14 protein-coding genes are annotated in these 13921 nt (G+C 68.4%); 5 read left to right on the top strand and 9 right to left on the bottom strand.

Going from position 1 to position 13921, the window contains the following annotated elements; translation table 11 throughout:
- Positions 1 to 104: 104 nt before the first annotated feature.
- From CSC78_RS02110 to CSC78_RS02100, 3 genes are all read right to left on the bottom strand, one after another.
- Positions 105 to 338: a hypothetical protein gene (locus CSC78_RS02110; protein WP_162336263.1), complete on the bottom strand. Its 234-nt coding sequence runs from the start codon at positions 336 to 338 to the stop codon at positions 105 to 107.
- On the bottom strand, positions 335 to 640 hold the full coding sequence (locus CSC78_RS02105; RefSeq protein WP_162336262.1) for a hypothetical protein: 306 nt from the start codon (positions 638 to 640) through the stop codon (positions 335 to 337). The genes CSC78_RS02110 and CSC78_RS02105 overlap by 4 nt, the downstream gene beginning before the upstream one ends.
- Before the next feature lie 144 nt (positions 641 to 784).
- Positions 785 to 1276 carry a pyridoxamine 5'-phosphate oxidase family protein gene (locus CSC78_RS02100; RefSeq protein WP_162336261.1) on the bottom strand — a complete coding sequence of 164 codons (492 nt, stop codon included), beginning with the start codon at positions 1274 to 1276 and terminating at the stop codon, positions 785 to 787.
- Positions 1277 to 1486: 210 nt separating this feature from the next.
- Here CSC78_RS02100 and CSC78_RS02095 point away from each other — a divergent pair, with 210 nt between their 5' ends.
- From CSC78_RS02095 to CSC78_RS02085, 3 genes are all read left to right on the top strand, one after another.
- Positions 1487 to 1846: a glycine zipper 2TM domain-containing protein gene (locus CSC78_RS02095; RefSeq protein WP_162336260.1), complete on the top strand. Its 360-nt coding sequence runs from the start codon at positions 1487 to 1489 to the stop codon at positions 1844 to 1846.
- Between the two features lie 458 nt (positions 1847 to 2304).
- Positions 2305 to 4560, top strand: coding sequence for a methyl-accepting chemotaxis protein (locus tag CSC78_RS19145; protein ID WP_274379336.1), 2256 nt, complete (start codon positions 2305 to 2307; stop codon positions 4558 to 4560).
- Positions 4561 to 4615: 55 nt separating this feature from the next.
- Entirely contained in the window at positions 4616 to 7522 is a 2907-nt protein-coding gene (locus tag CSC78_RS02085; protein ID WP_162336259.1) for a GGDEF domain-containing phosphodiesterase, read from the top strand.
- A 48-nt stretch (positions 7523 to 7570) separates the two neighbouring features.
- On the opposite strand, the gene CSC78_RS02080 is transcribed toward CSC78_RS02085, so the two are convergent.
- Complete coding sequence (locus tag CSC78_RS02080; protein WP_162336258.1) at positions 7571 to 9679, bottom strand: putative bifunctional diguanylate cyclase/phosphodiesterase; 2109 nt, start codon at positions 9677 to 9679, stop codon at positions 7571 to 7573.
- A gap of 223 nt (positions 9680 to 9902) precedes the next feature.
- On the opposite strand from CSC78_RS02080, the gene CSC78_RS02075 reads away from it, so the two are divergent.
- Both CSC78_RS02075 and CSC78_RS02070 read left to right on the top strand, forming a co-directional pair.
- Complete coding sequence (locus CSC78_RS02075; RefSeq protein ID WP_162336257.1) at positions 9903 to 10124, top strand: AbrB/MazE/SpoVT family DNA-binding domain-containing protein; 222 nt, start codon at positions 9903 to 9905, stop codon at positions 10122 to 10124.
- A gap of 11 nt (positions 10125 to 10135) precedes the next feature.
- Entirely contained in the window at positions 10136 to 10564 is a 429-nt protein-coding gene (locus CSC78_RS02070; RefSeq protein ID WP_162336256.1) for a type II toxin-antitoxin system death-on-curing family toxin, read from the top strand.
- 77 nt (positions 10565 to 10641) lie between these two features.
- On the opposite strand, the gene CSC78_RS02065 is transcribed toward CSC78_RS02070, so the two are convergent.
- The 5 genes from CSC78_RS02065 to CSC78_RS19140 all read right to left on the bottom strand — a co-directional run bounded on the left by CSC78_RS02065 (position 10642) and on the right by CSC78_RS19140 (position 13920).
- Positions 10642 to 10911: a thioredoxin family protein gene (locus CSC78_RS02065; RefSeq protein ID WP_162336472.1), complete on the bottom strand. Its 270-nt coding sequence runs from the start codon at positions 10909 to 10911 to the stop codon at positions 10642 to 10644.
- 53 nt (positions 10912 to 10964) lie between these two features.
- The gene (locus tag CSC78_RS02060) at positions 10965 to 11369 is read right to left on the bottom strand and encodes a host attachment family protein (protein ID WP_162336255.1); all 405 of its coding nucleotides are present in this window, start codon (positions 11367 to 11369) and stop codon (positions 10965 to 10967) included.
- Positions 11370 to 11440: 71 nt separating this feature from the next.
- Positions 11441 to 12193, bottom strand: a complete 753-nt coding sequence (locus CSC78_RS02055) for a hypothetical protein (protein ID WP_162336254.1) — start codon at positions 12191 to 12193, stop codon at positions 11441 to 11443.
- A gap of 239 nt (positions 12194 to 12432) precedes the next feature.
- Positions 12433 to 13560, bottom strand: coding sequence for a sensor histidine kinase (locus CSC78_RS02050; RefSeq protein WP_162336253.1), 1128 nt, complete (start codon positions 13558 to 13560; stop codon positions 12433 to 12435).
- Between the two features lie 81 nt (positions 13561 to 13641).
- A complete protein-coding gene (locus CSC78_RS19140; protein WP_162336252.1) occupies positions 13642 to 13920 on the bottom strand; it encodes a hypothetical protein in 279 nt (92 codons plus the stop codon).
- Position 13921: the final 1 nt, after the last annotated feature.

The raw sequence follows: 13921 nt of genomic DNA, 5'->3' as shown, positions 1-13921 counted from the left end.
CGAAGCCTCAGCTTCGCCCAGCTTGGCTGCAAGTGCGTCCCCGTGAACGGATCGCTGGCGCGGTACCCTCTTCACCATTGCGTCGCGATCCCCCGTGCGTGGCGTCAGCCGCGGGCGTTGTCGTCGTCGTTTAGATGCATGGCAGCGGGATGGCATGCCGCATCCTTCGGTACCGTATCGGTCATCGTGCGCAACGTATCTGGTACGCCGAGGGTTGCGAAGGCGAGCGTCGCCGCGGCGAACACGCTGGCCGCACAGAGCGGCACCACCTCGGCCCCCGTGCCGTCATCACGGCGGCGTGCGCGACGGCGCCCCGCATCGGGAGAGCCGCGCTTCATACGTTCGGCGGCAACGGGGCACACGTGCGGGGACCGGTATCGACCGGTGCCGCCAGCGACTGCAGCTGGCAGAACGTGGCGTCGTAGGCGGCGACTTCTTCCTGGTACTGGCACAGCGCGCGGAACGGACTGCGCGCCGAGAGCGCCTGCGCGGCGGCGCGCAGGCGCTCGCCGTCGGGGTGGCTCTGGACCAGGGCCGCGATCCAGACGGTAAGGGCTTCGAGCTGCCCGGTGGCGCGGGCATCGCTGGTTTCCAGGCGGTCCAGCAACGTATGCAGATGGGCTTGCGAGTAAAGCAACATGGGGCATGACATCCGGTCGGTGATCGCCGCATCCTGGCCCCTGTTCCGGCTGCGGTTTCCCCCGATCACGCGTCCGGTGCGCGGGTGCGGACACCTCCGCACCCGCGCGAGTCATGTGGCGTTGGGGAAGGCGTGACGTTTGGCCTATCCGCGCAGGTTCACTTCAGCGACCTTGTCTCCGTAATCTTCCTTGGGGTCCACCCCCAGCAGCATCTTCACGCCGGCGAGCAGGCTGTGTTCGTTGAGCCAGATTTCCGCGTGCTCGGCGTCGAAACGCAGCAGCGCGAGCTTGGGATCGTCCTTGCCGTCCTCGTACCAGGCGGCGATGAAGGGATTCCACAGACGCTCGATCACGGCGCGATCGTCGTCGCGTACCAGCGAGCCCTGCAGGCTGGCGAAGACGTCATGACCCATGGACGCGAATGTCGCGATGGCGCGCTGCGGTTCCCGCGTGCGCTGTGCAAGCAGGTTGTCGGTGGCGGTGAAGATCCATAGCGGTCCGCGCCCTTCGTGTTCGAGCAGCGCCGTCATCGGGCGGGTATGCCCGTCCTCCACGCCGTCCAGGCCCAGCATCATCGTGCGATCGGACTTGATCGCCTTCCACAGCTTCTTCTCGAACTCCTCGGGCGTATGCATGGCGTGCTTCCTCGTCTGGAATAGCCGCACGCTAGGCCGACGGGCGTCGCCGCGCCGTCAACGACCACCGCTGCCGTCAGGCGTGCGTCATCTTTGTTGCGCCGGCGTCACGGCAGGCGTACCCGCAGGTGAACGATACCCGCCGATTTCACCACGCGTTCGCGAGCGCCCGCCCACGCTGGCACGGCGATTCCCACCAGGAGATACGCCATGAAAACCTCTCCCATCCTGCTGTCGCTTGGCCTGATGTCGCTGATGTCCGCAGCCGCGGCGCAGACCTACGGTCCGCAAGACGAGGGCCGCCGTTTCAGCGACGGCAGCAAGGTCGAATGCCGCAATGTCGAAGTGCAGAAGAACAGCCGCGATCCCAACCGCGTCGCCGGCACCGCGATCGGCGCCGTCGTCGGCGGCCTGCTCGGCAACCAGGTCGGCAGCGGCAACGGCAAGAAGGTCGCCACCGTGGGTGGTGCCGTCGCCGGCGGCGCGATCGGCCGCAAGGTGCAGGGCAACAGCCAGGAGAACAAGGGCGACCGCATCGTCGAGCGTCGCTGCGAGCGCGTCTATCGCTGACGCGCGGCCACCCTCCTGCACGTCCATCCGGGGCGCCTGCGGCGTAGAACACCGCAGGCGCCCTGTCTTTAATGTGTCGGGAAAATACTGACATTCCATGCCTAAAACCTGCGTTATCGGAATTACATAAGCTCGCTTATAACCTCATGCCGATAATGATTTTCATCCATCGATTATTAGGACAAAAGGCGTAGACGTTCTCGCTAAAGACTTCGTCCGGATGCCGATATTCCGGGGCGAACCCACCCGACGACTGGTTGCCTGAAGGCTCCCGGCCCGTCGCGCGGGCCATGAAGCGATTAACTTCGATTGATTATGTGCCGCGTGTCGTAGTTCGACACATCCGACCGGTCATCTTGCGCTGGATCAAGGCGGACACCGGGATCGGGATCGAAGCTGACGCTCTGAGCCTTTGTCGCAGCGGCGGACACAGGCTCCTCATCACGGGAGCGTAATGCATGAAAGCGATGACGTTGAAAGTGGCCCAGCGCCTGGCGCTGGGGTTTGGCCTGTTGGTCGGCATGCTGGCTTTGTCCAGCGCGATTTCGCTAGTGCAGCTGCGCCGCGTTTCCAGCCGGCAGCACGAGATCACCGATGTGCTGATGAAGGAGATGGCACACCTGACGGCGATGCGGCGCGACACCTTGCGCGCCGAGTCGGTCACCCGCGAACTACTGCTCAGCGCACCGCAAGCGCGCCCGGCGGTGAAGGCACGTCTGGACGGCATCCGCCGCGACTACGATCGCCAGTTGGCCGACTACCGCTCGCTGGCCCGTGATCGCGGGTTGTCCCTGCTGCTGGACCGAGCGGTGGCGGCCGAAGCCGCGACGCGCGCGGTGGCGGACCGCGTCGCGGCGCAGGCACTAGGTCATCAGGATGTCGCCGCCGTACGGCTGCTGCTCGGAGCCGGCACCAGAACCGCAGACGCGCGAACGGCGCTTCTGCAGGGCGCCATCGATGCCCATGACCGCGCCATGCAGACTGCGATCGCCTCCATCGGACGCGCCACCCGCGCCAGTACCTGGACCCTGCTGGTATTCGGCGCATTGGCGACGGTCGCCGGCCTGCTGCTGGCGTGGCGCATCAGCCGTGCCCTGGTACGACCGTTGCAGGCGGCAACGAAAGCGGCCGACGAGATCGCCCGTGGCACGCTGGACGCCGAGATCGCAGTGGTGCGTGACGACGAGATCGGCGCCTTGATGCGGGCGATGCGTGGCATGCGCGACGCGCTGCGCGAGCGGATCGAACGCGAACAGCGGCTGGCACAGGAAGGCCTGCGCATCCGCACCGCACTGGACGACGTGACCACCAACGTCATGATCGCCGATGCCGACCGCACCATCGTCTACGCCAACCGTCCGCTGATGACCATGCTGGCCGAGGCTGAGCAGGATATCCGCCAGGACCTGCCGGCCTTCGAAGCGGCCAGCGTGGTCGGCCGCAGCATCGACCAGTTCCATCGCAACCCGGCTCACCAGTCGTCGATGCTCGATCGCCTGCAGGGCACGCACCGCGCGCAGATCGGCGTCGGCGGGCGCACCATGCAACTGATCATCAACCCGGTGACCGACACCACCGGCGCACGCGCCGGCTACGTGGTCGAGTGGGCCGACCGCACCGCCGAACTGCGCGTCGAGCAGGAGGTCACCCGGATCGTCCAGGCCGCCGTGCAGGGCGACCTGAGCGGGCGCATCAGCGAGATCGGCAAGCAGGGCTTCCTGCTGGGCCTGTCGCAGCAGATCAATGGCCTGCTGACCGCCATCGCCACCAGTGTGGAGGCGGTCTCCGGCGTGCTGCAGGCGCTCTCGCAGGGCGATCTGGGCACGCGCATGCAGGGCGAGTTCCAAGGCGTGTTCGCCCGCATGCGCGACGACGCCAACGCCACGGTCCACCAGCTCACCGACATCGTCAGCCGCATCCAGGACGCGACAGGCGCCATCACCACTGCGTCGTCCGAGATCGCAGCCGGCAACCAGGATCTGTCGCGTCGCACCGAGCAACAGGCGGCCAACCTCGAAGAGACCGCCGCGTCGATGGAAGAACTGACCTCCACCGTGCGCCAGAACGCCGAAAGCGCGCGTCAGGCCAACCAGCTCGCCATCGGCGCGGCCGGCGTGGCGTCGCAGGGCGGCCAGGTGGTCGGCCAGGTGGTCGCCACGATGTCCGACATCGAACAGTCCTCGCGCCGCATCGCCGAGATTATCTCCGTCATCGACGGCATCGCGTTCCAGACCAACATCCTGGCGCTCAATGCCGCGGTGGAGGCGGCCCGTGCCGGCGAGCAGGGCCGCGGCTTCGCCGTGGTCGCCTCGGAGGTGCGCACGCTGGCGCAGCGCTCGGCCAATGCCGCCAAGGAGATCAAGAACCTGATCGAGACCTCGGTGGACAAGGTGGCCGACGGCGCGCGCCTGGTTCACCAGGCCGGCGAGACGATGGAGGAGATCGTGGCCAGCGTGCAGCGCGTGACGGACATCATGGGTGAGATCAGCGCCGCCTCGCAGGAGCAGAGCATGGGCATCGAGCAGATCAACCAGGTGATCGTGCAGATGGACGGCGCCACCCAGCAGAATGCGGCGCTGGTCGAGGAAGCCACCGCCGCCGCGCGCGCCATGGAAGAACAGGCGCAGCACCTGCAGGACGCGGCGGCCGTGTTCCGTCTGGAGCTGCGCGGCCCGCATCGGGAGCTTTCGCAGGTGACGGCGCACGCCGCATGACCCGCCGCCCCCGCCACCGCGTGCGGTCCGCCGCGCCGCGCCGTCCAAAGCCGCCATGAAGATCTCCATCCCCGAGACCAGTGGCGTATCGGCGCCACACGTGCGCTGGGTGGCGCCGATGCTCGGCCTGCTGCTCACCACCGGCATGCTCGCCATCAGCATCACCGACCGTTCCGCACGCGTCCGTGCCGCCGAAGCCCACACCCAGGCCGAGGCGCAGGCGCTGCACGACACCGTGCGCGCGCATGCCCTCGGCATCGTGCGTTACCTGCACGCCATCGGTCCGCAGGCCGATGCGGCGATGACGATGCGTGGCCATGGCCGCAGCGCCGGGCTGCTGCCACCGGATATCGGCACCTCGCCGCGGCCGGTGAACGTCTACGACGGCACCGGGCGTCCGCTGCTGGCGAAAACGGGCGCCTGGCACACTCTGCCCACGCTTGTCGCACAGGCGCGCCGCGAAGCGGGCATCCTCGTCAGCTACGCCACCATCGGCGCCGCCGACGGCGCCCAATTGTGGATCGGCGTGCAAACGCCTGCCGGCCACTGGGTCGTCACTCCCGTCCCGGCCAGCGAGCTGGCCGCGCAACTCGATGCACTGGAAATCGGCAGCGACGGCATCGCCATCGTGCATGGCCGCAACGGTATCCCCCTGGCCAGTCAGGGAGCAGGCACGACTCCGCGCTTCACCCATTGTTACGCCCCACCCGATTCACCGTTCCAGACCGAAGTCGGCGTCGCACGTGCCGACTATCTGGCGGCCTGGGAGCGCGAAAGCGCCGCCGCGCTGGCCACACTGCTCGTGTACTGGCTGGCGGTGGCGTTCGTGATCCGCCGCGTCTCGCGCTCCGAGGCGTACAACCGCGCCGCCTACGCGGAACTGCAGCGCTATGCAGGCTGGCTGCGCCTGGCGCAGGATGCCGCCAACACCGGTATCTGGGTGCTGGACCCGGACCTCGAACAGGCGCGCCTGTCCGGACGGGCGCTGGAGATCCTGGGTCGCGATGCCGACGCCAGTCCGGTGCCGATCGAAGACTTCCTGGCGCACGTGCACGAAGACGATCGCGCCGACGAGGCCGAGCTGCTGCAGCACGCGCTGCGTGAGCAGACGGACTTCCAGTCCGAGTTCCGCATCATCCGCACCGACGGCAGCCTGCGCTGGGTCAGCTCGCAGGGCGGCGCGCGACGCGACCACGATGGCGCATACTTGCTCGCCGGCACCCTGCAGGACATCACGGCGCGCCGCCAGCAGCAGGCGAAGCTGGAGCAGGCCGAGCAGCAGTTCCGCGAACTGTTCGATCTCAATCCGCTGCCGTTCTGGGTGTTCGACGTGCAGACGCTGCGCTTCCTGGCCGTCAACGAGACCGCGGTGCGCCACTACGGCTACCGCAAGGACGAGTTCCTGGCCATGACCATCCTGGATATCCGGCCCGAGGTCGACCGCGAGGCGGTGCGCGCCGCGGTGGCCATGCATGACGAGCACGACGGGAACGACCATGTGTGGACGCACCTGACCCGCGACGGGCAGGCGCTGTCGGTACGCGTGCACACGAGCACCATCGTCTTCGGCGGCCACGACGCGCGCCTGGTGCTGGCCGAGGACGTGACCGAGCGCGTCGCCTACGAACGCGACCTGGCGTGGCGCGCCAGCCACGACGAGACCACCGGACTGCTGAAGAAGGCGGCGATGGCCACCGCATTCGCGCGCCGCACGTTTCCCGGCGCCCTCGATGTCCCCCTGGCAGCTGCGATCCATGTGCAGTTGCGCGATCTGGACATCGTGGATTCGGTGCTGGGCCAGGCCGCCGCGCGCGACATCGTGCGCCTGCTCGGCCAGCGCCTGTGCGATGCGCTGTGCGAACGCACGCTGGTCGGCTTCGACCCGTCCAGCGCGTTCGTGGTCCTGGTACCGGTGGCCGCCAACGCGTCCTTGGCCGTGCAGCGCATCGAAGCGGTGCTCGCGCAGCCACTGGAAACCGATCACGGCAGCCACCGCGTCGACGCGTGGATCGGGGTGGCCGCGCAGAACGCTCCGCAGGAGCCGCTCGATGCCGTGATCGGCCATGCCGCACTGGCATGCGTGCAGGCGCGCAAGGAACGGTTGCCGCTGATGCACTACACCAGCGTTCTGTCCAAGCGCGCCGAAGACCGCCTGGCCACCATTCCGCGCCTGCGCCAAGCAGTGAACGCCAACGCGTTCCACCTCGCCTTCCAGCCGATCGTCGCCGCCGACGACGGCCGCCTGCTGGCGCTGGAAGCGCTGCTGCGCTGGACGACCGACGATGGTCCGGTGCCTCCGGACACCTTCATTCCACTCTGCGAGGAGTCCGGCCTGATCGTACCGATCGGCGAATGGGTGCTGCACGCGTGCGCCGAAGCGCACTGCGCGCTGGCCCTGCAGTACGCGCACGACATCCCGATCGCGGTCAACGTATCGGCGGTGCAATTCATGACAGGTGCGCTGCCGGAAACCGTGGACGCGGTCCAGCGCACCTACGGCCTGCCGCCTGGCGCACTGCAGGTGGAGCTGACCGAGAGCGCGATGATGCGCCGCCCTGCGCTGGTGCGCGAAGCGGTGCGCCAACTGCGCGAGCAGGGCTGTGGCGTGTCGGTGGACGACTTCGGCACCGGATACGCCAGCATGGGCTACCTGCGCGATCTGCCGGTGGACAAGCTGAAGATCGACCGCAGCTTCGTGCGGGGTGTGCACCGCGACGCCAGGATCGCCTCCATCTGCCGCTCGATCATCGCCCTGGGCCATGGCCTGGGTCTGCAGGTCGTGGCCGAAGGCGTGGAGTGCGATGAAGAACGGGCATGGTTGCGTGCCGAGGGCGCCGACCAGATCCAGGGTTTCCTGATCGCCCGACCGATGACAATGCCGGACCTGCTGGCGTGGATGGCCGGACCCGGACGGAACGACCGGTCGGATGCGCGGCCGGATCCCGCCAGCGCCGTGGCATGAGAGAACACCGCGGACCTGCCCGCGGCGCACTCCGCATCCCCCTGTTCGCTACCCGTGCGTCCCCGACGCCGCGGGCGGCTGCGCCTGCAGCACCTGCGCGGGCATGTCCTCGACCGCGCGCGGCTTGCCGATGTAGTAGCCCTGCAGGCGGCTGCAGCCCATCGCCACCAGCATCTGCTTCTGTTCCGGCGTCTCCACGCCTTCGGCCACCACGTCCAGGCCGAGTTGCTGGCCCAGCATCACCACCGATTGCACGATGGCGGCGTGGCGCGAACCGGTGGTCATCTGGCGCACGAACTGGCGGTCGATCTTCAGCTCGTGCGCAGGCAGGTAGGCGAGATAGGACAGGCTGCAGTAGCCGGTGCCGAAGTCGTCCAGCGAAATGCGCGCACCTACCGCTTCCAGCTGCGTGAGGACGGCCACCGTGCGCTCGGGCTCCAGCATCGCCATCGATTCGGTGATCTCCAGCGTCAACGCGCCCGGTGGCAGGCCGTGCCGGCGCATCGCCGAGGCGACCTGCGCCACCAGGCAGTCGCCGCGCACCTGCACCGGCGACAGGTTCACCGACACCGTCGGCACGCGCGCGCCGGCACGACGCCACACGGCCCACTGGCGGCAGGCTTCATCCAGCACCCACTGGCCCAGGTCGACGATCAGGCCCACGCGCTCGGCCAGGGCGATGAAGCGGTCGGGCATCACCAGGCCCAGGCGCGGATGCTGCCAGCGCACCAGCGCCTCCATGCCGGCCATGCCGTTGTCCAGCGCACGCACCTGCGGCTGGTAGTGCAGCACCAGCTGCCCACGTTCCAGCGCCTTGCGCAGTTCGTAGGTCAGCTGCAGCTGCCCCTGCACTTCCTCGCCCATCGATGGCGCGTACAACGCCAGTCCGTTGCGGCCGGCCTGCTTGATGTAATACATCGCCACGTCCGCGTGCGCGATCATCGCCTGCGCGTCCTCGCCGTCGCCGGGGTACTGCGCGATGCCGATGCTGGCGCTGACCGCGACGTCGTCGTTCTCCTTCAGGCGCGTCGACTCCACCAGCGCCGCCAGCAGACGCTCGCCGCGCGCGGTGGCCTCGCCGACCTCCGTCACGCGCGTGACCATGACGAACTCGTCGCCGCCCAGCCGCGCCACTGTGTCGTCGGCGGACGCCACGCGCCTCAGCGTATCGGCCACGCGCACCAGCAGCGCATCGCCCACATGGTGGCCGAAGGCGTCGTTGACCCCCTTGAAACCATCCAGGTCGATGAACAGCAGCGCGAACCGCTCGCCCGCCAGCTGCGCACGCAGGATGCGCTCCTGCAGCTGGTCGGTCAGCATCATCCGGTTGGGCAGTCCGGTGAGCGCGTCGTGCATCGCCAGGTGGGTCAACTGGCGGTTGGCCAGCTGCAGCGAATCCGACAGCCGCGCGGTGCGCTCGTGCAGCAGGCGATCCAGCGCGCTCGCACCGATCGCCGTGCCCAGCACCGCGGTGTTCACCACCACCACCAGCCAGGCCAGCGAATCCGGCGACAGCCCGTCGCGCAGTGCCGCGCTGCAGATCGAACCGGCGGGGAAATACGCCGCCGCCATGCCGGTGTAGTGCATGCCGACGATCGCCACGCCCATCACGCCGGCGGCGAGCAGGCGGTGCAGGCGCTCGTGATGCGCGTTGTCGCGCAGGCGGTACGCGATGGCCAGCGCTGCACCGGCGGCGACGATGGCGATCAGCAACGACGCGCTGAACCACAACGGCCGGTAGATGATGGCCGGGTCCATCCGCATCGCCGCCATGCCGACGTAATGCATTGCCGCGATGCCCAACCCCATCACCACGGCGCCGCTCACCATCCGCAAGCGGGTGACGTGGTCGCGCGTGACCAGCCACAGCGCGTAGCCGCTGGCGGCGACCGCCATCAGCAACGACAACAGGGTGATGCCGATGTCGTAGCCCAGCCGGATCGGCAGGCGCAGCGCCAGCATGCCGATGAAGTGCATCGACCACACGCCGATGCCCATCGCCAGCGCACCGCCGGCCAGCCACCAGCGGCGGGCGACCGGATCGCTGGCGCGGATGCGTCCGGTGGTCTTCAGCGCGGCGTACGACGCCACGACGGCCACGACGAACGACGTGGCCACCAGTTCCGGCACATAGGTCGCGATGAGTCCTGATTCCATGGAACGTTCCTGCCGCTCGCCTCCTGACCGGTTAACGGCGCGGACGCCTGAAGAATGAAGCGGTACGCCGACCACCGGCGCCAGCATGGTCCATTGTGCCGATGCTGTCACATTCCTACCCGACCCATCGCGCGGCGGGCTCGATGTGCGGCGTGATGGTGGCGTCCTTGCCGGCGCCCCTCCACCCGCGTATAACACCCGTTATAACGCCTGGAGACCTTCCGTGAAGCTCAAGATCACCACCATCGGCAATTCCGCCGGCGTCATCCTGCCCCGCGAACTGCTGGCGCGGCTGCGCCTGGACAAGGGCGACGAACTGCACGCGCTGGAAACCCCCGACGGCATCCGCCTGACCGTCTACGACCCCACGCTGGCCGAGCAGATGGACATCGCCGAGCAGGTGATGCGGGAAGACCGTCAGGTCCTGCACAAGCTGGCACAGTAGAGGCGGACACGATGATCATCTGGATCAGCAGGACGCTGGCACTGGCCATCCACGACCGCCAACTCGCCGAGCATGGCGGCGGCAGCGGTGTGCGCGACGAAGGATTGCTGGAGGCCGCCCTGGCACGCCCACAACAACGCCATGCCTATGCCGATCCGCCTGCGGACCTTGCCGATCTGGCGGCGGGACTCGCGTTCGGCATTGCCCGCAACCATCCCTTCATCGACGGCAACAAGCGCACCGCGCATGTCTGCTACCGCGTTTTCCTCCGGCTCAACGGAGGCGATCTTGCAGCCAGTGATGAGGAGAAATACGCGATGACACTGGGCCTTGCGGAAGGCACCATCAGCGAAGCCGAATTCGCCGAATGGCTGCGTCCGCGCATCACGATGTCGGCGACCGGCAAGGTGCAGGAACCCCCCGCGCGCTACGCCCGCTGACAGGCTGACACGTCCACGCGTCATCCGGCAGGCACCGTCACCGGAACTCCCGATGTGCGCCGAGCATGTCCGTGCAGCTACGCGTCGAGCGCCTCTCGCAGCGGAGCGAGGTCCGACGCCCGCGTCGGCCGTACCACGCGCGCCAGCTCGCGCCCGCCGTCCAGCACGATCACCGTCGGCCAACGCGTTACCCGGAACGAGCGTCCCAGCGCCCGTCCCTTGCCGTCCTCGATCTTGAGGTGGATCACGCCGGCCATATAGCCCAGCCAGGCGCGCAGCAGCGGCTGGGCGAGCCGGCAATGCCCGCACCACGGCGCGCCGAACTCGAGCACCACGATGCCCTCCATGGCATCGAGGGTGCTGCGAGCCGGCTCGACGGCCGCGTAGTCGGCGCGGTACGTCACGCGTCCCGGGCGACCAGCCGTTCGATGTCGTCGAGCCGGCTGTTGGTCAGGTCCTTGCCGATCTCCGCGACGATCCGCTGCGTGGCCTCCTTGTGCAGCAAGGGGCGCACGCGGCCCAGCGTGGCCGGATCGGCGACCAGCACCAGGTGTTCGTACTGCTGCTTCAGCGCACTGTCGTTCAATCCGCGCGCCAACTGCTTGGCGAAGGTCGCCTCGTCGATCTGGCGGCTGGTGGATTCGCCGGGCACGCTGCCCGATGGCCCCTCATCGTTCGCGTTCATCAGTTCGAGCAGGTCGTACTGGTGCAACGACACCGCGCCGTCTTCGCCGCGGTTGCGGAAGATGCGCGCGCCCTCGCCGTCGGCGACGACGACCAGGGCATCCACGGGTAAGGCACTCATATCGATCTCCTGTGCAGGGAGGAACACCGCTGCACTCCGCCGCATCACGGCGGAGTGCAGCGCGCGGAACGTCAGTGCGGCTTCTGCCGGTCCAGGGTGAAGGCATCGGCCACGGCATGCCTGGCGCGTTCCCAGGTCAGGCGCGAGCCGCCCCGGAAGCGGCCCCAGCCGCGCTCTAGATCGGTCGACAGGCTGTCGTCCCAGGGACGATCCGCATACTGGCTGCGCGCGTAGGTGCCGTAACGGTAGGCCGAGCGGTAGTCGTCGAACGCGTCGCCGTCCTGCCGGTACGGCGCCGTCTGGAAGCGCTGGGCGAAGGTGTCGTCGGTGCGCGCGTACGCATCGTACGTACGGTCGGCGCGTTCCCATGCGTCCTGCAGTGCGGGACGTGCGCGCTCCCAGTCCAGGCGGGACTCGCCGCGGCGCTCTTCCCAGCCCGCCTGGAGGCGGCGCTCGGTTTCTTCCCACGACTGCTCGGGATACTCGCCGCGTGCCACTGCGCCGGCGTGGTAGACGCCCGCATAGTCGCGCTGGAAGTCGTGCTCGCCGGAATAGTACGGACGCGTGGGTGCGGTTTCGCGCCAGTAGTCGACCTCGCCGGTCGGGTCGATGCGTTCGGCCACGCCCTTGCCTGCCGCCGCGCCGATGACGGTGCCGGCGGCGGCGCCGATCAGCGTGCCGATGGGACCGAACACCGTGCCGGCCACCGCACCGGCCGCCAGGCCACCGGCGGCGCCACCGACGCCCACGCCGACCGGGTGCGAACCGGGTGCGCCACTGATCGGATCGCGGTTGGCATCCCGCTGTGAAGTATCGCGTGTCATCTGGACTGTCTCCGTATTGGATAGGAAAGAAGATGCGACGTGCATCGCGTCATTCCGCGCATGGACCTGCGTGAACATGCCTGCGCGGGGTCATTCCGATACTCCGCATCCGGAGTGATCGCGATGTGCACTCGGCTCATGTTGGTGAGCGCACCGTGATCGAAACACCTCGATTACGACAATGCGACATGAACCGGCGGTTCCACACCCTCACCGTGCCGCGTGCACGATGACCTGCGCTAGCGCGCGTCGCCTGCGTTGCGCGGCAACGTGATGACGAACGTCGTCCTGCCATCGTGCGAGCGCGCGGCCACATCGCCGCCATGCGCGAGTGCGATCTCGCGCACGATGAAAAGCCCCAGCCCCAGGCTCGAGTGCTCGCCCTTGTGGGCCGTTTTCGATCCACGGCGCAACGGATCGAACAGGTCGTTGAGCGCATCGCCGGACACGGGCTCGCCGACATTGCTGACCGAGATCGCCATGCCGTCGCCAGCACCCACCAGCGACACGTCGATCGCGCCGCCTTCGTCGCCGTACTTGGCCGCGTTGGTCACCAGGTTGTGGACCGCTTCGCGGATGCGCGCGTCATCGACGTGGCCGCACGTGTCGCCCTCGACCTGCAGCGAGATGGGCGCATCGGGCAACGAGACGCGCAGGAGGTCGATTTCTTCCGCGAGTGCGGGACCCAGATCGCAGGCGGATAGCTGGAGATTCATGCCGCCGCCCAGCGTGCTCTTGCTGTAGTCCAGCAGCCCGTCCACCAGGCGGCCCAGCTGGATGCCGCCGCTGAGGATGCGTTCGGCCTGGCGCGCATGGGGCGTGCCCTTCGTGCTGTCCACCAGCAGATCCGCGGTGCCCACGACCGCACTGAGCGGTCCGCGCAGATCGTGGCCCAGCGCGCCAAGAAAGACATGGCGCCACGAGTCCACCGTGCGCGAGAACTCCGCCAGCGATTCGGCCACCGCCTGGTCGATCGCTTCATTGAAGCGGATCATGTCCTCGACCGAACGGGCGGCCAACGCCTCGTCGGCGGACCACAGGCGCAGCACCGACGCACGCAACGCGCGGTACTCGGCGATCATCTGGTTGACGCCGAACCCGTCGTCCGCGCGGCTGCGGCCATGGCTGGTCGCCGCCGATTCCGGCCCGACCGCCGCGGGCGCACGACCCTCGGCCTTGTCGCGCTGCTGCGCAGGACTCTGCGCGGTACGCAGATCCAGCACGATCGCACGCAGGATCAGCGGAATATCGTTGCGCAGGCGTTTCAGGTTCAGCCCGGCGCCCGCCGGTGCCTGCGTGATCGCGAACTCCACCGCGTCATCGAGGATGCGTCCGGTGTTCGCTTCTATGAAGTCGGCAAGTCGCATGCACGCTCCTTTCTGCTCACGGAATGTCGCGACGCGTGACGTCATTGGATACTCCAGGATTCGCCGCGTCGCACGGTGGTGTCAGTCGGCGATGCTGCGCGGATCGCGCGGATCGTCGACAGGGATCCCGGTGTCAGGCGGCTGGTCCGGGCCGCCCGGCACGTCGTCCGGATCGCGGGGATCGCGCGGCACGGGTGGTACCGCGGGATCCTCGGGCCGATACGGATCGCTCGGCCGTCCCGGCTCGCTCGGCTTGCCGGGTTCGGACGGCTGGCCTGGCGGCGTCGGCGTGCCCGGTTGCGTGGGTTTGCCCGGCTCGCTGGGTTGCGGCGTGCCTTGGGCGATGACGGGAACGTGCATG

The organism is Pseudoxanthomonas japonensis, assembly GCF_010093445.1.
Lineage (GTDB): Bacteria > Pseudomonadota > Gammaproteobacteria > Xanthomonadales > Xanthomonadaceae > Pseudoxanthomonas_A > Pseudoxanthomonas_A japonensis.
The sequence above is the reverse complement of the archived record's forward strand: the minus strand, read 5'-3'. Positions and strand labels throughout refer to the sequence as shown.

Bases quoted from the DNA above. Each gene is read 5' to 3' on its own strand.
- CSC78_RS02110 (WP_162336263.1), bottom strand. From the start codon at position 338: ATGAAGCGCGGCTCTCCCGATGCGGGGCGCCGTCGCGCACGCCGCCGT.
- CSC78_RS02105 (WP_162336262.1), bottom strand. From the start codon at position 640: ATGTTGCTTTACTCGCAAGCCCATCTGCATACGTTGCTGGACCGCCTG.
- CSC78_RS02100 (WP_162336261.1), bottom strand. From the start codon at position 1,276: ATGCATACGCCCGAGGAGTTCGAGAAGAAGCTGTGGAAGGCGATCAAG.
- CSC78_RS02095 (WP_162336260.1), top strand. From the start codon at position 1,487: ATGAAAACCTCTCCCATCCTGCTGTCGCTTGGCCTGATGTCGCTGATG.
- CSC78_RS19145 (WP_274379336.1), top strand. From the start codon at position 2,305: ATGAAAGCGATGACGTTGAAAGTGGCCCAGCGCCTGGCGCTGGGGTTT.
- CSC78_RS02085 (WP_162336259.1), top strand. From the start codon at position 4,616: ATGAAGATCTCCATCCCCGAGACCAGTGGCGTATCGGCGCCACACGTG.
- CSC78_RS02080 (WP_162336258.1), bottom strand. From the start codon at position 9,679: ATGGAATCAGGACTCATCGCGACCTATGTGCCGGAACTGGTGGCCACG.
- CSC78_RS02070 (WP_162336256.1), top strand. From the start codon at position 10,136: ATGATCATCTGGATCAGCAGGACGCTGGCACTGGCCATCCACGACCGC.
- CSC78_RS02065 (WP_162336472.1), bottom strand. From the start codon at position 10,911: ATGGAGGGCATCGTGGTGCTCGAGTTCGGCGCGCCGTGGTGCGGGCAT.
- CSC78_RS02060 (WP_162336255.1), bottom strand. From the start codon at position 11,369: ATGAGTGCCTTACCCGTGGATGCCCTGGTCGTCGTCGCCGACGGCGAG.
- CSC78_RS02055 (WP_162336254.1), bottom strand. From the start codon at position 12,193: ATGACACGCGATACTTCACAGCGGGATGCCAACCGCGATCCGATCAGT.
- CSC78_RS02050 (WP_162336253.1), bottom strand. From the start codon at position 13,560: ATGCGACTTGCCGACTTCATAGAAGCGAACACCGGACGCATCCTCGAT.
- CSC78_RS19140 (WP_162336252.1), bottom strand. From the start codon at position 13,920: ATGCACGTTCCCGTCATCGCCCAAGGCACGCCGCAACCCAGCGAGCCG.